This window comes from Haladaptatus sp. DYSN1, from assembly GCF_029489995.1.
Lineage (GTDB): Archaea > Halobacteriota > Halobacteria > Halobacteriales > Halococcaceae > QDMS2.
Window position 1 is genome coordinate 2,134,717 of sequence record NZ_CP120470.1, and the last position, 15,986, is coordinate 2,150,702.

A 15,986-nucleotide genomic window follows, 5' to 3' on the forward strand; every position below is an offset into this window, starting at 1 on the left:
GGTAGCACCCAGAACAATCGAAATCCGCAGATTAAAACTGCCGGCCCACGGAGTCGGGAAACGATGATTCCCTCGTTCGTCATCGGCATCGCGGGCGGTACCGGTGCCGGGAAGACGACCGTCGCCCGCGAACTCACCGAGGGCGCAGGCGATTCGGTCACCCGCATCCCGCTCGACAACTACTACAAGGACCTCTCACACCTCGACATGGAAGAACGCGCCGAGGTCAACTACGACCACCCGAACGCCTTCGAGTGGGAACTCGTCCGCGAGCACATGCGCGCGCTCATGGAGGGCCAGCGCATCGAGATGCCCCAGTACGACTTTACTATCCACAACCGCCGGGACGAACGCATCACCGTCGCGCCAACGGACGTCATCGTCCTCGAAGGCATCTTCTCGCTCTACGACGATGCGCTGAACGACATGATGGACCTCCGGGTGTACGTCGAAACCGACGCCGACGTGCGTATCCTCCGGCGCATCCGCCGCGACGTCATCGACCGGGGTCGTGACCTGGACGGCGTCATCCAGCAGTATCTGAACACAGTCAAACCGATGCACGAACAGTTCGTCGAACCGACGAAGAAACACGCAGACCTCATCATCCCAGAAGGAGCGAATCGGGTGGCGGTAAACCTGCTCGCGGACAAGGTACAGGCAGAAATCAACGGCACCGCGACGGAATTACGAGAGGCGTCGAGTCCCGGGCGACCTGAGTAACTTACGCTTTTTGCCGGTCTGGGTTCTCGACGTTCGTGTCGTAGTCCCAGAAGCCACCGCGGCGCATTCCGCGACCGACGGCCTTGTGGAACTCGACGAAGTCCGCGAAGGACTCCTCTGGAACGTGTTCGAAGATGTCAGCGACGCTCACGACGCGCTGGTAGTTGATGCGAATCGGGTGGTCCCCGTACTGCTCGACGTAGTCCGCCTTCGCGAGCGGGAAGTCCGCTTCTTCGTTTATCTTCTTCGCGAGGATGGCGTGGCCGTATTTACGCATGCCCTCGCTGCCTTCCTCACCGTCTGGGTCGTGGGGCCAGTCCATGCGTTTTGACAGTCCCGAACTCTCAAAAGGGTTTATGTTCCGGCGGTGGCCGGACGTTTGGATGGGTTTGTCACAATGTTAAACCCCGATTCTGGGTGACTTTCTGCCAGTGCCGGGGGCAGGCATGAACGACCATGAAATACCTCAAGTTCGTCATCTCACCAACCACGCGAGCACTCCACCCAATCGATGAGACAATCGAGTACCATCCGGAAGTCACGCACGAGGCGCTCTTACACGTCGATTCCCTTCCGGACGGCGCTGGCGTCTTGCTGTACCGGTTGCGAGGCGATCCGGGAGCACTGGGACGGTCGCTCACCGCCCACCCCGACGTGCGGGCATACGAACTCGTGGACATGGACGATGACGCCTTCCACATCTACATTCAGGTGGACGCAGACGAAGTCGGTGGCGAACTCATCTCGCTGGTCCACGAGAACGCCCTCATTATCGACACGCCACTCGAATACACGGAAGACGGCCTTCGGGTCACGCTCGTCGGCACTCACGACAGGCTCAGGGAGGCGCTCTGTTCGATTCCAGACGAACTCCACATCTCCGTCGAGCAAGCGGGCGAGTACACACCGGGTCGCGGCGAACTCCTCTCGCCGCTCACCGAGCGACAACTGGAAGTGTTCAAGACCGCCGTCCAGCGAGGCTACTACGAAGTGCCGCGTCGGACCACACACAAGGACCTCGCGAAGAATCTAGACTGTGCGCCGAGCACCGTAGACGAACATCTCAGGAAAGCGGAATCCCACGTCGTTTCCGGCCTCCTCGGCTAATCGCCCGTCACGCGCCGACGTTCACCTGATAGTCCTTCAGGATGTCCCGTCCGATGATGACCGGGTAGGTCATGTGGCTGCGGTCTTCGACGCTCGCCATGAGGGTGTGCGTCCGCCCACCAATTTCGATGGTGACGTCCACGACGGGTCGCGTCTTCCCTTTCTTGTTGCTCCCGGAGACGATGCGCGTGCGGTCAGTGATGGGGCCCGCCCCGATTTCCGCCGCGAGCGAGATGTCGATGCTGGTTCGGGTCGCTCCCGTGTCCGACTTCGCCGTGACCGTCTTCGCGCCGGACGTGCCGTACACCGTCACCTCGTTCGTGTAGCCGATAATCTGTCGCTCCTCCGAGCGTGAATCCGCCGCCTGTTCGACGACGAATGAGGGGGTCGAGTCGTCAAATTCGGCCGCGAGGTCGGCGACGAGCGCTCGGTCCACCGACCCGCCTGCCCGCTCGATGGCGAGGGCTGCGATGTACGGGGCCGGGTTGATTCCGGTCGCCCGAAACAGCCCCTTGAACCCGGCGGTCGGGTTGACTTCGAGGACGTACCAGCCGTCTGTTCCCTCCACGAGGTCGATACCCGCGTAATCGACGCCAACCACGTTCGTCGCCCGGAGCGCGATGTCTCGAACCTCGGCTGTGAGTTCGTCGGTGGCATCTTCGATTTCGCCGCCGAGGGCCACGTTCGTCCGCCAGTCGCCCTCCGGCGCGTGGCGCGTCATCGCGGCGACGACTTCGTCGCCGACCACGTACACCCGAAGGTCACGATGGCGGTCCGGGTCCACCTCGATGAACTCCTGTAAGAAGGCCCACCGATTACCAACCTGCGGAGAGAGCACCTCGTCGGGCGTGACCTTCCACGTCCACCCGCCGTGGGTTCCGATGGCGGTCTTGTACACCGCCTCGTCGTCGAACGCAGACCGCAGTTCGTTCAATCGACCCGGATTGAGCGCGAGTAGTTGGTCGGGAACCGGCAGGCCCGCCTCCGAGAGGCGCACCGCCGTCGAGTACTTGTGCATCGACGTGAGGACCTTCGCCGGGTCGTTGAGCACCGGCTTCAACCCCTTGATGCTATCCGCGAGGCAGAGCGCCTCGATGGTGTAATCTGCCTTCGAGAGCAACAGCCGATTTATCACGATGTCCACGTCGGGCGACAGCGTGGCCGTCCCGTCCTGAATCCGGATTTCCGTGTTGTCTCGCCGGAGCCATTCCGGGTCGTGCCCCAGCGCGTCGATGGCGTTGAGAATCGCCTTCGTCTCTTTCGAGGAGTGGAGACTCAAAACGCCAATACGGAGGTGGCCGGGCATAGTCATATCTTCTGCTAGCACCTGCCGACACTTGAATTAATCTGCAAACAGGTGGCGAGTTGAAAACAGAGTTGGGGAGTGTACGCTCCGCGGCGCTCACTGAGTTGTTCCTGAAGAAGCGGTGAGAATGGGATTTGAACCCATGAAGCCTTGCGGCTACCAGTTTTCAAGACTGGCGCATTTGGCCACTCTGCCATCTCACCAACACCCCGACATACCTCGGCATCCGATTAAGGCCTGTCGCTTTTCAGTCGCGCATGAGGGCCAGTCCGTCGGCCGACTTCTCGACGCGGAGACCGAGGGCTTCGATAACCGCTGCGGAGTGACGCGGATAAATCCGACCGGCCGCCTGTCGGGCGTTGATGAGGGTGATGGCGGTGACGAGGTCGGACACCGTCTCGACGACGGGGAGGTTCGGGAGGAAATCCACCTCGAACCCGGCGTCGAGGCCGCGGTCGGTGAGCGTCTCGACTGCCGGGGAGGTGTATGCCCCCTCGAAGTTGATGGGGTCGTCGAACCCCGCGTAGTAGACGCGCCCGTCTGTCGAGGGGCCGAGAATCACCGGGTGGCGGCGGAGTTTCATCGCCGCGTTGTCGATTTCCTTGCGCGTGAGGAACATCGCGGTCGGTTCGACGGCAGCGGCGGTCTTGACCTCCTCGCGGTCGAGCAGATGGGTGAGCGTGTTGCCAACTCGGCCCGAGAACGTCTGGCCGACCTGCACCTCGAAGCGGGCGTCCTCGGGTGCGTCGAGGCAGTCCTCGGCCAGGTCGCGCAGTTCGGACTCGACGGCCTGAATCGACTGGTGTTCTTCGGGTAGGTCTTCATCCGCCCGGTAGTTCACGAGGAGGTCGCCGCCGCTGTTCTCGACGGCGCGGAGCACGTCCTTCAGCATCGCGGCGTAGAGGTCAGCGCATTCGTCTTCCGAGAGTGGCGTGGACGCGGCCAACTCGGGGAGTACGAGTCCGGGTCGTGGCGGGTCTGCGAGTACGGCCACCATGGTCATGAAAACAGGTCCGTTCGGCGGGCCCTTGAACCCGCCGTTTGCGGTTCACTCGAGCGATTCTGGAAGTGCCGCCGCGAGCGCGTCGTCCAGCACGCCTGCGGTGAGCAGGTCGTCCACGGCGGCCATGTCGATGTGGAGCTCTCGGTCGTCGGTGAGTGGCGGGACGACCTCCCGAATCACGTCGTAGGCCGCGGCCGTCCCGACGCCGTGGGAGAGGTCGTCATCGACGAATTCTGCGGCCTGTGCGCCACAGAGGAGTTCGACGGCGACGACCATACGGGCGTTTTCGAACGTCTGTCGCGCGTTGTGGGCGGCCTGTGCGCTCATGCTGACGTGGTCCTCCTGATTGCCGCTGACGGGCGTGTTGTCCGTGGAGGCTCGTCCGAAGGATCGACACTCGTTGACCAGCGAGGCGGCCGTGTACTGCGCGATCATCAGTCCCGACCGAAGGCCGCTGTGTTCGGTCAGGAACGGCGGCAGATGGGCTTCCTGGATGTTCGGGTTCACCATGCGGTCGGTTCGCCGCTCGCTGATGGCGGCGAGTTCGGTGAGGGCGCTCGCGACGTAGTCGAGGCGCAGGGCGAGCACCTCGCCGTGGAAGTTGCCTCCGGACAGCACCGCTGCTGAGTCGGTGCCGCTCGCCCGCGAATCGACCTGTCCGCCGGGGAAAATGAGCGGGTTGTCGGTCGCGCTGTTGAGTTCGATTTCGACGGCATCGCGGAGGTGGGAGACGGCTTCTCGAACCGAGCCATGGACCTGTGGCAGACACCGAATCGAGTAGGCGTCCTGCACGCGGTCACAATTGCGGTGGGATTCGACGACTTCTGATTCCGCGGTGAGTCGCTTTACGTTCCGTGCGGTAGCCGCCTGCCCGGGATGGGGGCGGATCGACGAGAGTGCAGGGTCACAGGACGCTATCGTCCCCATCGTCACCTCAGTGGTAAGTGAGCCGGCCGTGTCGGCGGCCCGGAGGAGTGAGTCTGCGTCCACGACGAGCAACGCGGCGAGGCCGACGGTCAACTGCGTGCCGTTGATGAGCGCGAGCCCCTCCTTCGAGGCGAGCGTGAGCGGTTCGAGACCGACGCGAGCGAGGGCGTCAGCGCCCGAGAGGCGGTCGCCGTCTACGACCGCTTCTCCCTCACCGAGGAGTACGAGCGCCATGTGGGCGAGCGGGGCGAGGTCGCCGCTTGCGCCGAGACTCCCGCGAGATTTCACGACCGGGTGGACGCCTTCGTTGAGGAACGTCACGAGGTGGTCGAGGACGACAGGTCGGACCCCGGAGTAGCCCTTCGCGAGCGCGTTGACCCGGGTGACGAGCATCGCCCGGACCGCTTCGCGGTCGAGTTCACGTCCCGCGCCTGCCGCGTGACTGCGGAGCAGGTTCGTCTGGAGTCGTTCGATATCCTCGCGAGGGATGCGTTCGTTCACGAGTTGGCCGAATCCCGTGTTGACCCCGTAGACCGCCTCTCCGGACTCGACGACGTCTTCGACGCGAGCGCGGGCATCGCGGACGGCACGTTTGGCCTCCTCGGCGACGACCACGGGCGCGTCTTCGCGGGCGACGCGAGCCACGGCTTCCGGCGTCAGCGATTCGCCGTCCAGGACGACCGACTCGGTCATCGGTGACCACCCGACAGAGCGTTTGCAGCGAGCATACCTGCAAATTTGTCGGATTGCGTGAAGTCGGTTTCGAGCGGGCCGTCACACATAGCGAACCTCGCCGTGGAGTCCCGCGAGGAAGTGGGCGACGACGCGCGCCCCGGCGTGGGCGGTTCGCTTGTCGATGTCGAGGGGCGGTGAGTATTCGACCACCTCGAACCCGGCCACGCGGTGGTCCTCGGCCGCGCGGTGGACGAGTTCGAACAGTTCGCGCGTGGTGAGTCCGCCCGGCGTCGGCGCACTCACGCCGGGGGCCGCAGTCGTGTCGAGGACGTCCAGATCCACGCTCAGGTAGACCGAATCGACGTGTGCCATGTCGTCGAGGATGCGGTCGATGACCGTCACGCCCTCGGTTCCCACCTCGGAGGCGGTGACGATGGTGCCGCCCTTCTCTTCGACGAATTCGGCGTAGGGTCCCGCCGTCTCGAAGTGACGCGCGCCAACCACCGCAAACTCGGCGAGGCCGGATTCGAACAACTGGCGGTAGGGCGTCCCGCTCGTCGGTTCGTCTCCAACCTCTCGGCAGTCGAGGTGCGCGTCAAAACTGATGACGCCGACCGACCCGCGGTCGACGAGCGGACTCACGTTCGGCACGGTGAGCGAGTTGTCACCGCCGAGAAACACCGGGACTACGCCCGTATCGTACACCGCGCTCGTCGCGTCGTAGGCGGCGTGTTGGACCTGGCTCACCGTCCCCTCCGGCAGGGCAACGTCTCCGAGGTCGGCGACCGACTGAATTTCGCGACCCGAGAAGTGGTAGGTCTTCGTCGTCGCCAGCTCCGCCCGCAGGGCAGAGGGCCCACCGTGGGCACCGGGACGCCCGATGACCGCGCCGTCGTACGGTTCACCGACGATGACCGCGTCGTACTCGTCGGCGGAGTCGAGCGAGACGTGAGAAATCACGTCGCCGAACTGTTCGTCGTTCGGGTCGGTCGAATCGCCGTGCCACGACGGCGGCGCCTCGAACGTCATCGCGAGTCGAGCCCCTCCGACTGCGCCAGACTCCGGCGACTCGAAAGCGTGACCGCCTCGCGTTGCTGGTGTCGATACCCCGACGTCCCCTGTAACTCGCGTCCCAGAGCGACGAGATGCGTCCGTAACTGCGTCGCCATAGAACCCCCTTTGCGAATTACCACTATAGTCATGTTGCCAATTGTGCAGAATCTGAGACATCGGGGCACGACCAGCGCGTCGGGTGACTATATTTATGTGTTCCCCGCACGCGCACTCGCACATGACGTGGCAACAGTGGCTCGTACGACTCGTGCTCCTTCTCACCGGTCTCACCTTCGCCGGGGCGCTGGTGAACCTCGTGGTGACCGGCGAACTCGCGAACCCGGCGTCGCTCGTGACGATTGCGCTCATTCTCGTGGCGCTCGGCGGCGCTATCTGGACCGCGAGAAAATCGGCAGAATGGCTCGCCAACCCGTACTGGTAAGCTACCGCCCGCGTCGGCCCTTCGTCTGGCGGTAGTCGCGTCCCATCTCGGCAGAGAGGTGCTTGACGAACTGTTCGTACTCGTCGTCGTCCATGTCTGCCGGGTCGAGCAGCGGAATCAACTCGAAACCCCGTCCGCGAAGCGTCGTCGCGTGACACTCGTCGATGTCGAGGGCGTCCGGGTCACGCGTGGTGTATTCGAACGCGAGCGCCGAGAGCGCCTGCTGGCCGACCGGTACGATAATCTGTGGGTTTATCATCCGGAGTTCGGCCGTCAGATAGCCGTCGCAGGCCATGAGTTCCGCGTCGGTCGGCCCGCGTTCGGGGTGGCGACACCGCGTGGTGTAGGTGAGAAAGACGTTTTCCAGGTCTGGTTCGGCGGCGTCCGGGTCTGACGAACTGAAACCGACCCGTCCGAGCAACTGCTGGAGGCGTTTACCTCCTTCGTTGCCGGTGAAGGGAATTCCCGTCTCGTCTGGACCCGCGCTCGGCTGGCCGCCGACGAAGACGAACTCGGCGCTCACGTCGCCGTAGCCGTGGACGACGTTCGTGCGCGTCTCGCAGAGTTCCTCGCAGTTCTCGCACGCCTCGTCCATGTTGAACGGATTCTTGAGGTTGTCGGGATTCGCCGCCATCACTCGACGTTTTCGGGGTTCCGTGGGTGATAATCGGTTCGGTACTCGCCGACCTTGCCGTCGAGACGGTCCGGGTTGATACGCCCGGCGAGCAGCATGAAGTCCAAGATGGTGAGCGCGAACATCGCCTCGACCACTGGGACGCCGCGCGGGGGCAGGACTGGGTCGTGGCGACCGATGACCTTCTCCTCCTTCTCCTCGCCCGTCTCCCAGTCGACCGTCGTCTGGGTCTTCGGAATCGAGGTCGGCGCGTGCAGCGTCACCTCGCCGTAGATTGGCTGCCCCGTCGTGATGCCACCCTGAATGCCGCCGTGGTCGTTGCCGACGGGCGTCGGGTCGCCACTCTCGTCGAAGGTCCAGTCTTCGTTTCGCTCGTAGCCGGTGTAGGTTCGCGCCTCGCGGCCGAGACCGAACTCGAACGCGGAAGCGGCGGGCACGGCCATCATCGCCTGTCCGAGGCGCGCGGAGAACGAGTCGAAACGGGGTGCGCCGAGGCCGCGAGGGACGCCCTGTGCCTCGAAGTAGATGCTCCCGCCGATAGAGTCGCCCTGCTCCTGATACTCGTTGATGCGCTCACGCATCTCGTCTGCCGTCTCGGGATGCGCACACCGCACCTCGTTTTCCTCAGAATGTTCGAGAATCTCCTCGAACGTCACGTCGGGCGCGACGATGTCGCCAATCTGGTTGACGTGGGCCTTGATTTTGATATCTTGCGTGGCGAGAATCTTCTTCGCGATTGCCCCGGCGGCGACCCAGTTGACCGTCTCCCGGGCCGAGGAGCGACCGCCTCCGCCCCAGTTGCGCGTGCCGAACTTCGCAGAGTAGGTGAAATCGCCGTGGCTCGGACGTGGGGCGGTGATGAAGGGTTCGTACTTCCCCGAGCGAGCGTCCTTGTTCTGGATGGTCATCCCGATTGGCGTGCCCGTGGTGTAGCCGTCTTGTACCCCGCTGTGAATCTTCACTTCGTCGGGTTCGCCGCGACTCGTGGTTATCATCGACTGGCCCGGTTTGCGTCGGTCCAGGTCGCCCTGGATGTCGTCTTCTGTGAGTTCCAGCCCGGCGGGACACCCGGAGACGGTGACCCCCATCGCGTCGCCGTGGCTCTCCCCATAGGTGGTGACCCGGAAGAGGCGGCCAAATTCGTTACCGTTCATTGCAGGCCACTCGGGTGGCCGCACATTTAGTGTTTACAGGACGTGGCGCAAAGTTGCCGCTTACTGGAGGTCGGAAAGCCGACAGACCGCGAATGGACACAACATCTCGTCGGGACTCAGGCTGCCGTGGGAGCCAACCTGGTTCAGTTCGCCGTCGTCGTACCAGACGAATTTGTCGCGGTGAACGGCCACGAGGTCAGGCGCGTGCGCCTCGAAGTGCGCGGAAGGAGTGCGGTCACCGAACAATCCACGCGACGTGTACTCCTCGCGGTCGAACGTGAGAACGTCCAACTCGGCAGAGAGCAGGTCGCGGAGCGGTTCGACGTGCCCCTCGCGAACGTGGAACTGGAGGTTTCGCCCGCATCCAACTGCCGGGATTGGCTCACCGTGTGGACGGCGTTGCAGGTGGTCGTGAAGGCCCGCAATCGTGTTCAGGTCGACGTTCGTCTCTGGGTCGGTGTTGAGGTGGCCGTGGTCCGCTGTGGCGACGAGGAGGGTGTTCTCGGCCACATTTGCGTCCAGTCGCCCGATGAGTTCGCGCTCAACGTGCCCCAGCACTGTCGCCACCATCTCATCGTACTGGGGCGATTCGGTCCCGTGCTGGTGGGAGACGGCGTCGATGTGCGGGACGTATGCGTAGGTGTAGGTCGGCCCTTCCGCGGCTTCGAGCGTCTTGCGAACGAGTCGGCCCATGTGCGCGAGGTCGCCGTATCCGGTCACGTCCGCCCCGGCCATGGCGAGATTCGAGTGTTCGGACGTCGCGATTCGCTCTGGCATGACGACGTGTGGCGTGGCGAGCGCGTTCGTATACCGTCTGCTCGGGTGGCGAGAGGAGGAGCGTGCCATCCACGCCGTCGAACTTCTTCGGGGCGTAGTCGCCGTCGAGCGTCGAGAACGGCAGCGTCGTGAGCACTTCGTTGAGTTCCTCGTAGTACTGGAACCAGCCGAGCAGGCCGTGTTCGACCGGCTGGGTGCCCGTCGAGATGGTGGTGATAGCTGCCGACGTTTCTGAGGGATACGTCGAAGTGAGCGGCGTCACCGTACCCTGCTCGGCGAGCGCTTCGAGGTGCGAATGCTTGTGCTGGTCGCGCGTCCACTGCTCGTAGCCAAAGCCGTCGAGCAGGAGCACGACGACGTGGTCTGCGTCGGTTTCGACGCCTGCGAACGCCTTGTCCGGGAGGGTGCGTCGGGTCGGCGCATCGAAGAGGGAGAGTACCGTGTCGGGAACGTTGGCGAAGCAGAAGCCATCGTAGTCGGGAAAGAGAAAGCCGTCTTCTACGAGACGGTCGCGGAGGGAAGCGGCAACGTCGTCTTGTCGCATTGATACGACGTGGACGGAGCGAGAAAAAGAGGATTGCGGTCTGGCAGGTCACCCCACGCGCTGGTCCACCTGCGCGCCGAGGTCGTAGAGCAGGTCGAAGAAGTTCGGGAACGAGACGTCTACGTGTTCTGCGCCCTTCACCTTCGTCGTCCCTTCTGCGACCAGTCCCGCCACGGCCAGCGCCATGATGATGCGGTGGTCGGCCCAGCCATCGACCGTCGCCCCAGACAGGTCAGATTCGCCGCCCCTGACGATGAGTTCGTCCTGTCGTTCGGTGACCGACGCGCCCATCGTCGTGAGTTCCTCGGCCATCGCGCTCACGCGGTCTGTCTCCTTGAATCGGACGTGTTCGCAGTTCGTAATTCTGGTTTCCCCGTCCGCCACCGCACCGAGCGTGGCGATGGTCGGGAGCAGGTCGGGCGTGTCGCCCACGTCGAACTCGATGCCAGAAAGGTCGGATTTTCGGACGGTGATAACACCGTCATCGTCGTCCCAGTCGATATTCGCGCCCATTTCGAGGAGTACGTCCACGATGGCGCTGTCGCCCTGTGCGCTCGGGTACGCGCCGGTGACGGTGAGTTCGTCCTCGGCGGCGATGGCGCCCGCCGCGAGCAGGTAGGACATCGAAGAGAAGTCCCCGGGGACGTGGTACTCGCCGTCTTCGGGTTCGTAGGTCTGGCCGCCGGCGACCGCAAAGCCGTCCTGGGTGGGTTCAGCTTTGATGCCGAAGTCGGCGAGCACTTCGAGCGTGATATCGACGTAGGGGGCCGATTTGAGTTCGGTTTCGAGGTGGATGCCGATGCCGTCCGCTGTGGTCGCCCCAGCCATGAGCAGGGCAGTGATGTACTGGGAGGACACGTCGCCCGGAATCGAGACTTCGCCGCCGGAGAGCGCGCCGCGAATCACGAGCGGGGCCTGCCCATTGTCGCGGGTGCTCTCGGCTCTGACGCCGAGTTCGGTGAGCGCGGTGAGCAGTGGTCCCTGTGGCCGAGAGCGAAGCGAGCGGTCGCCGGTGAGTACGGTGATGCCGTCTGCGAGCGCGGCGGTGGCCGTCACGAGGCGCATCGTCGTCCCGCTGTTCGCACAGTCGATGATGTCGGCGGGCGTCCCTGGTTTTCCGCCAAAGCCGGAGATATCGAGGCCCTCGTCGACTTCCTCGACGTTGCCGCCGAAGGCTTCCACGGCCCGGATAGTCGCCTTCGTGTCAGCACTGATGAGGGGGTCGTAGACGAGTGCGCCGTCGGCGTAGCCGGCGGCGAGAATCGCCCGGTGAGAGTAGCTTTTCGACGGTGGGGCCTTCGCGCTCCCCGACACGGTCGAGTGAGAGATGTCAACGTCCATGGCGCTACCAATGGGACGACCCGGTATCAGGATACCGGACACGGACAGGTCTGCCACGTCAAAATGCGTCGCCCCGGTAGGGTTTTAGCCCTCCCTCACACATCCCTGAATATGCAACCGGACTTCTCTAAACTCGACGACGCCCTCGACGACGCAGGTGCAGACGGCTTTCTCATCTACGCGTCGAGCGACGATTCGAACCAGCGCTACCTCTCCGGGTTCGACGCTCCCGACCCCTTCATGGCCCTCTACGACGGCGCGGTTCACCTCCACGTCTCGCCGCTCGAATATGGACGAGCGAAAAAAGAGAGCGGCGCGGCCTCGCTCTCGCGGCCGAGCGACTTCGGCTACCGCGAACTCGTCGAAGAGCACGGGCGAATCGGGGCTTCCCACCGCGTCCACGCACGGTTCCTCGAATCCCACGACGTCGAATCCGTCCTCGTCCCGATGGACTTCCCCGTCGGAAAGGCAGACGGCCTCCGCGAGCAGGGCATCGCGGTGACCGCAGACGAAGACGACATCCTCAAAGACATCCGCGCGGTCAAATTGCCCCAGGAGATCGCCCACGTCCGGGCGGCACAGAAGGCAAACGAGCAGGCGATGCACACCGCCGAGATGCTCATCCGCGAGGCGACGGTCGAAGACGGCGTCCTCCACTACGAGGGCGAGCCGCTCACTTCAGAGCGCGTGCGCCAGGAAATCGAACTGACGCTGCTGCGCCACGGGTGTGCCCTCGACGAGACCATCGTCGCCTGTGGCGCTGACGCCGCAGACCCCCACGACCGGGGCAGTGGCCCACTGCTCGCAAACGAGTCCATCATCGTGGACATCTTCCCCCGCGACAAGGAGAGCAAGTACTTCGCCGACATGACCCGCACCTTCGTCAAGGGGACGCCGAGCGACGAACTCCAGGCGTGGTACGACATCACCGACGAGGCGCTCGAAGCCGCACTCGACGCAGTGAAACCCGGCGTGACCGGCGAGGAAATTCACAACGTCGTCTGTGACATCTACGAAGAGGCAGGCTACCCGACGCTCCGGTCCGACGAGACGACCGAAGTCGGGTTCATCCACTCGACGGGCCACGGCGTCGGTCTCGACATCCACGAGTGGCCGGCGCTCGCCCCGCAAGGCTACGAACTGGAAGAGGGCCACATCATCACGGTCGAACCGGGGCTCTACGACCCCGAAGTGGGTGGCGTCCGCATCGAGGACATCGTCGTCGTCACCGAGGACGGCTACGAGAATCTGACCGATTACCCCAAAGAATTCGTCCTCCCCTAGGCAGTCTTCGTGGTTACGTTCTCGACCCACGCCGGCTTTTCGACGGTTACGGACTCTGTAAGCGTCACGCGGTATGTGAGTTTCGTGCGGGTATAGCTTCGTGGCTCGTCGAGTCGACTTCCTGCGACGTACAAATTGATTCCGTGAACGACCCCCTGTTGGTCGACGAGAAGGTGCCCTTTCGCCGCCGTGATTGAGCGATTGTCGTACGTCTCTGCGGGCTCGGTCAAATTGTACACGATGAGTGTCGTTCCCTCCCGTTGAATCACGTCCGTGGCCGTGTACTCGCCAATCTCGAGGGCGACTTCCAGATAGCGCGTGCTGGTATCGATACCGGCTTGATGAACGTCGTGTGGCGACCACTGTTCCGGTGTGTCGTAACCGTACGACGGGTCCTCGTCACAGCACCTGAAGTACCGACCCGACCGATTGACGTACTCTTCGTGCGTATCCCCTGGAAATTTTTGCAGCGTGTACGCGGCGGGTTCAGTCGGGTTGCTCTCGAAGTACTGGATTCGGTTCCACGTCCGCTGGCCGTCGGTGGAACTGATCACAGCCCTCATGGTGTAACTGCGCTCGGCGAGTGCCACACTCGAATTATTCACGATGCGTGAGGGGTCGGTGAACCCAGCTTTCGACGCCCCGGGAGGATACTCGACCGTATCAAGTGTCGGTGAGCCACCAAACGGAACGTCATTCCCGTCGGTAAGCGACGAGAACGGGCCGCCAGAGCATCCAGCGAGGACGAGGGAGAGACAGCATAGAGACGAAAAAATCATTCGAGAATACATAATTCAACTATTCAGACATGTGGGATATAGCTTACTCCGCATTCAGGGAAACGAACCCCTTTTTGCTTCCGCCCCGGTAGGTCGCAGACATGGAACTGCTGGTCGTCGGCGCGGGCGCGATGGGCCGCTGGTTCGCCCAGAGCGTCGCAGACGAATGGGAGATTACGTTTGCCGACACCGACCCAGCGGCCGCAACCGCCGCCGCAGAATCCGTCGGCGGCGACACCGTCTCACTCGCGGCAGACGACCAGTTCGACGTCGTTTGCGTGGCCGTCCCCATGTCCGTCGTCGGACGGGCCATTGAAGCCCACGCCCAGAAGGCGACCGCCGCGCTCCTCGATTTGAGCGGCGTCATGGAGACGCCACTTGCGGTGATGGCAGAACACGCCCCCGATGCAGAGCGAGTGAGCCTCCACCCCCTCTTCGGCCCGGACAACGCACCCGGGACGATTGCGGCCGTCTCCCAGACCGGCGGGCCGGTCACCGAAACCCTCATCCAACTGCTCGAAGCCGCCGGGAACACGATTTTCGAGACGACGGCCCGCGAACACGACGAGGCGATGGAGACGGTCCAGGCGAAGGCCCACGCCGCCATTCTCGCCTTTGCACTCGCCGCAGAAGAGGTGCCAGCGGAGTTTCACACGCCCATCTCGGCGGGACTGTTCGACTTGGTTTCACAGGTCACCGCTGGGACGCCGCGTGTCTATGCCGAGATTCAAGAGACGTTCGAGGGCGCAGCCGACGTCGCCGAAGCCGCACGCAGAATCGCCGAATCAGATGCAGCGGGCGTAGAAGCCCTCTATCGCGAATCACGACGATGAAACAGAAACAACGCACGCAGGTCGTTTCGAACGCCAAGTACCTCCGCTCGGTGAGACCCATCGACCCGGACGAGATTTTCGAATACGTAGACGGGCAACCCCACCCGGCCGTCGTCAGACAGGTGCTCCGTGAACACGCCGTCGAACTCGGTATCGTCGAGGCGGGCGACGGAACTTTCGTTCCGGCCTCTGACGACCCGATATCGACCACATTCCACGGGGTGAAGGCGTTTCCCGCCGCGTACGCAGAACGCCTCGAAGACCGCATCGTGGGTCAGTACGGACCGGGGTGGCCCAACGGTGAGGGCGGCGACGTTCTCCGCCACACCATCCGCAAGCTGAAAGAGGACTACTTCGCCCAGAACCCGGTCGAGTACGACGAGGTGGCCGCGCTCGCCTACGCCGTCTACCACCTGCCCGACTACTACGCGAGCACCCAGTACGTGTTCGCGGACATGCTTCGCCACGGCCTCGTGAGTGAACACACCAGAATCCTCGACGTGGGCGCAGGAACGGGTGGCCCGGCGCTCGGCATTCACGACCTGTTCCCCGAGGACGCGCTCGTCGATTACCACGCGCTCGAACCGAGCGAGAGCGCAGACATCTTCGAGCACATGCTCGCGGAGACGCGCGACACCTTCCGGACGACTGTCCATCGCGAGACAGCAGAGGACTTCCAGCCGAGCGAAACCTACGACGTCGTGCTGTTCTCGAACGTCCTGAGCGAACTCGAAGACCCCGTTTCCGTCGTCAGGAAATACGAAAAGCACCTCGCAGACGACGGCTCTATCGTCGCCATCGCCCCCGCAGACCGGAACACGAGCATCGGTCTTCGGCAGGTCGAGCGAACCGTCGAAGACGGCCTCTCGGTCTGGGGACCAGCGGTGCGTATCTGGCCAGGATTCAAACCCGAAGACGAGGGCTGGTCGTTCGACGTCAAACCCGACCTCGAAGTGCCGCCGTTTCAGGCGCAACTCGACCGGGCTGGCGGCGGTTACGGTGAGTTCGAAAACGTCGATGTCCAGTACTCCTGGACCGTTCTCCGGACGGACGACAAACAGCGCCTCGACATCGACCCGAACATCAACCTGTACGCCCGGATGAACGAGATGGAAAAGCACGTCACGAAGCGCATCGACCTGCTCGCGGTGAAGTTGAGTCACTCGCTCTCCGACGGTGACTCCCACCAACTGTTCAGAATCGGCGACGGGTCGGAGCGAATCGACCACTACGCCGTTCGGACGAAAGAAACGTCGCTAAACGCGCCGCTCGCCGACGCCGACTACGGCGATCTGCTCATCTTCGAGAATGTGCTCGTCCTCTGGAACGACGACGAAGAGGCGTACAATCTCGTCGTGGACGGCAAGACGACGGTCGATTCGATGCCAGCGTAGGCGAGGTGTT

17 protein-coding genes, 1 tRNA gene and 1 pseudogene are annotated in these 15,986 nt (G+C 63.5%); 6 read left to right on the forward strand and 13 right to left on the reverse strand.

The genetic code is table 11. The features are described 5' to 3' along the window. Nucleotides 1–63: 63 nt before the first annotated feature. Nucleotides 64–723: a uridine kinase gene (gene udk / locus P0648_RS11375; protein WP_277504044.1), complete on the forward strand. Its 660-nt coding sequence runs from the start codon at nucleotides 64–66 to the stop codon at nucleotides 721–723. A 1-nt stretch (nucleotide 724) separates the two neighbouring features. Here the strand turns inward: udk and P0648_RS11380 are convergent, their stop codons facing one another. Beyond that, a complete protein-coding gene (locus tag P0648_RS11380; RefSeq protein WP_276274865.1) occupies nucleotides 725–1,045 on the reverse strand; it encodes a DUF5785 family protein in 321 nt (106 codons plus the stop codon). 134 nt (nucleotides 1,046–1,179) lie between these two features. Between P0648_RS11380 and P0648_RS11385 the strand changes: the two genes are divergently transcribed. Continuing rightward, on the forward strand, nucleotides 1,180–1,830 hold the full coding sequence (locus P0648_RS11385; protein WP_276274864.1) for a helix-turn-helix domain-containing protein: 651 nt from the start codon (nucleotides 1,180–1,182) through the stop codon (nucleotides 1,828–1,830). Between the two features lie 7 nt (nucleotides 1,831–1,837). Here the strand turns inward: P0648_RS11385 and P0648_RS11390 are convergent, their stop codons facing one another. The 6 genes from P0648_RS11390 to P0648_RS11415 all read right to left on the reverse strand — a co-directional run bounded on the left by P0648_RS11390 (nucleotide 1,838) and on the right by P0648_RS11415 (nucleotide 6,910). Continuing rightward, a complete protein-coding gene (locus tag P0648_RS11390) occupies nucleotides 1,838–3,142 on the reverse strand; it encodes a RimK family alpha-L-glutamate ligase (protein ID WP_277504045.1) in 1,305 nt (434 codons plus the stop codon). A 113-nt stretch (nucleotides 3,143–3,255) separates the two neighbouring features. Beyond that, a tRNA-Ser gene (locus tag P0648_RS11395) sits at nucleotides 3,256–3,339 on the reverse strand. A gap of 44 nt (nucleotides 3,340–3,383) precedes the next feature. Then, nucleotides 3,384–4,139 (reverse strand): hypothetical protein, encoded by a 756-nt coding sequence (locus P0648_RS11400; protein ID WP_276247130.1) that lies wholly within the window; start codon nucleotides 4,137–4,139, stop codon nucleotides 3,384–3,386. A gap of 45 nt (nucleotides 4,140–4,184) precedes the next feature. After that, nucleotides 4,185–5,759: a histidine ammonia-lyase gene (hutH, locus tag P0648_RS11405; protein ID WP_277504046.1), complete on the reverse strand. Its 1,575-nt coding sequence runs from the start codon at nucleotides 5,757–5,759 to the stop codon at nucleotides 4,185–4,187. Between the two features lie 81 nt (nucleotides 5,760–5,840). Next, on the reverse strand, nucleotides 5,841–6,770 hold the full coding sequence (hutG, locus tag P0648_RS11410; protein ID WP_277504047.1) for a formimidoylglutamase: 930 nt from the start codon (nucleotides 6,768–6,770) through the stop codon (nucleotides 5,841–5,843). Beyond that, a complete protein-coding gene (locus P0648_RS11415; RefSeq protein WP_276247127.1) occupies nucleotides 6,767–6,910 on the reverse strand; it encodes a hypothetical protein in 144 nt (47 codons plus the stop codon). Before P0648_RS11415 ends, hutG begins: the two co-directional genes overlap by 4 nt. Before the next feature lie 122 nt (nucleotides 6,911–7,032). On the opposite strand from P0648_RS11415, the gene P0648_RS11420 reads away from it, so the two are divergent. Further along, nucleotides 7,033–7,236, forward strand: coding sequence for a hypothetical protein (locus tag P0648_RS11420; protein ID WP_276247126.1), 204 nt, complete (start codon nucleotides 7,033–7,035; stop codon nucleotides 7,234–7,236). A 1-nt stretch (nucleotide 7,237) separates the two neighbouring features. On the opposite strand, the gene P0648_RS11425 is transcribed toward P0648_RS11420, so the two are convergent. The 5 genes and pseudogenes from P0648_RS11425 to aroA form a co-directional block, all read right to left on the reverse strand. Continuing rightward, nucleotides 7,238–7,870, reverse strand: coding sequence for a uracil-DNA glycosylase family protein (locus P0648_RS11425; protein WP_277504048.1), 633 nt, complete (start codon nucleotides 7,868–7,870; stop codon nucleotides 7,238–7,240). Further along, the gene (gene aroC, locus P0648_RS11430; RefSeq protein WP_276247124.1) at nucleotides 7,870–9,024 is read right to left on the reverse strand and encodes a chorismate synthase; all 1,155 of its coding nucleotides are present in this window, start codon (nucleotides 9,022–9,024) and stop codon (nucleotides 7,870–7,872) included. The genes P0648_RS11425 and aroC overlap by 1 nt, the downstream gene beginning before the upstream one ends. Before the next feature lie 60 nt (nucleotides 9,025–9,084). Then, nucleotides 9,085–9,870: an alkaline phosphatase family protein gene (locus tag P0648_RS11435; RefSeq protein ID WP_369685658.1), complete on the reverse strand. Its 786-nt coding sequence runs from the start codon at nucleotides 9,868–9,870 to the stop codon at nucleotides 9,085–9,087. Nucleotides 9,871–9,946: 76 nt separating this feature from the next. Beyond that, nucleotides 9,947–10,345: pseudogene (locus P0648_RS20565) on the reverse strand (alkaline phosphatase family protein); the annotation flags it as partial. A 48-nt stretch (nucleotides 10,346–10,393) separates the two neighbouring features. After that, entirely contained in the window at nucleotides 10,394–11,686 is a 1,293-nt protein-coding gene (aroA, locus tag P0648_RS11445) for a 3-phosphoshikimate 1-carboxyvinyltransferase (RefSeq protein ID WP_276247122.1), read from the reverse strand. 111 nt (nucleotides 11,687–11,797) lie between these two features. On the opposite strand from aroA, the gene P0648_RS11450 reads away from it, so the two are divergent. Next, nucleotides 11,798–12,970 (forward strand): Xaa-Pro peptidase family protein, encoded by a 1,173-nt coding sequence (locus tag P0648_RS11450; protein WP_276274859.1) that lies wholly within the window; start codon nucleotides 11,798–11,800, stop codon nucleotides 12,968–12,970. Here the strand turns inward: P0648_RS11450 and P0648_RS11455 are convergent. Next, a complete protein-coding gene (locus tag P0648_RS11455) occupies nucleotides 12,967–13,533 on the reverse strand; it encodes a hypothetical protein (protein WP_276247120.1) in 567 nt (188 codons plus the stop codon). The two genes, P0648_RS11450 and P0648_RS11455, sit on opposite strands and share 4 nt — an antisense overlap. A gap of 317 nt (nucleotides 13,534–13,850) precedes the next feature. Between P0648_RS11455 and P0648_RS11460 the strand changes: the two genes are divergently transcribed. Then, nucleotides 13,851–14,582: a prephenate dehydrogenase/arogenate dehydrogenase family protein gene (locus P0648_RS11460; protein ID WP_276247119.1), complete on the forward strand. Its 732-nt coding sequence runs from the start codon at nucleotides 13,851–13,853 to the stop codon at nucleotides 14,580–14,582. Then, nucleotides 14,579–15,976, forward strand: a complete 1,398-nt coding sequence (locus P0648_RS11465) for a small ribosomal subunit Rsm22 family protein (RefSeq protein ID WP_276274858.1) — start codon at nucleotides 14,579–14,581, stop codon at nucleotides 15,974–15,976. Before P0648_RS11460 ends, P0648_RS11465 begins: the two co-directional genes overlap by 4 nt. The last annotated feature ends 10 nt before the right edge of the window (nucleotides 15,977–15,986 follow it).

Bases quoted from the DNA above. Each gene is read 5' to 3' on its own strand.
- hutG (WP_277504047.1), bottom strand. From the start codon at position 6,770: ATGACGTTCGAGGCGCCGCCGTCGTGGCACGGCGATTCGACCGACCCG.
- aroC (WP_276247124.1), bottom strand. From the start codon at position 9,024: ATGAACGGTAACGAATTTGGCCGCCTCTTCCGGGTCACCACCTATGGG.
- P0648_RS11435 (WP_369685658.1), bottom strand. From the start codon at position 9,870: ATGGCACGCTCCTCCTCTCGCCACCCGAGCAGACGGTATACGAACGCG.
- P0648_RS11455 (WP_276247120.1), bottom strand. From the start codon at position 13,533: ATGAGGGCTGTGATCAGTTCCACCGACGGCCAGCGGACGTGGAACCGA.
- P0648_RS11425 (WP_277504048.1), bottom strand. From the start codon at position 7,870: ATGGCGGCGAATCCCGACAACCTCAAGAATCCGTTCAACATGGACGAG.
- udk (WP_277504044.1), top strand. From the start codon at position 64: ATGATTCCCTCGTTCGTCATCGGCATCGCGGGCGGTACCGGTGCCGGG.
- P0648_RS11465 (WP_276274858.1), top strand. From the start codon at position 14,579: ATGAAACAGAAACAACGCACGCAGGTCGTTTCGAACGCCAAGTACCTC.
- P0648_RS11385 (WP_276274864.1), top strand. From the start codon at position 1,180: ATGAAATACCTCAAGTTCGTCATCTCACCAACCACGCGAGCACTCCAC.
- P0648_RS11415 (WP_276247127.1), bottom strand. From the start codon at position 6,910: ATGGCGACGCAGTTACGGACGCATCTCGTCGCTCTGGGACGCGAGTTA.
- P0648_RS11380 (WP_276274865.1), bottom strand. From the start codon at position 1,045: ATGGACTGGCCCCACGACCCAGACGGTGAGGAAGGCAGCGAGGGCATG.
- hutH (WP_277504046.1), bottom strand. From the start codon at position 5,759: ATGACCGAGTCGGTCGTCCTGGACGGCGAATCGCTGACGCCGGAAGCC.
- P0648_RS11450 (WP_276274859.1), top strand. From the start codon at position 11,798: ATGCAACCGGACTTCTCTAAACTCGACGACGCCCTCGACGACGCAGGT.
- aroA (WP_276247122.1), bottom strand. From the start codon at position 11,686: ATGGACGTTGACATCTCTCACTCGACCGTGTCGGGGAGCGCGAAGGCC.
- P0648_RS11420 (WP_276247126.1), top strand. From the start codon at position 7,033: ATGACGTGGCAACAGTGGCTCGTACGACTCGTGCTCCTTCTCACCGGT.
- P0648_RS11390 (WP_277504045.1), bottom strand. From the start codon at position 3,142: ATGACTATGCCCGGCCACCTCCGTATTGGCGTTTTGAGTCTCCACTCC.
- P0648_RS11460 (WP_276247119.1), top strand. From the start codon at position 13,851: ATGGAACTGCTGGTCGTCGGCGCGGGCGCGATGGGCCGCTGGTTCGCC.
- P0648_RS11400 (WP_276247130.1), bottom strand. From the start codon at position 4,139: ATGACCATGGTGGCCGTACTCGCAGACCCGCCACGACCCGGACTCGTA.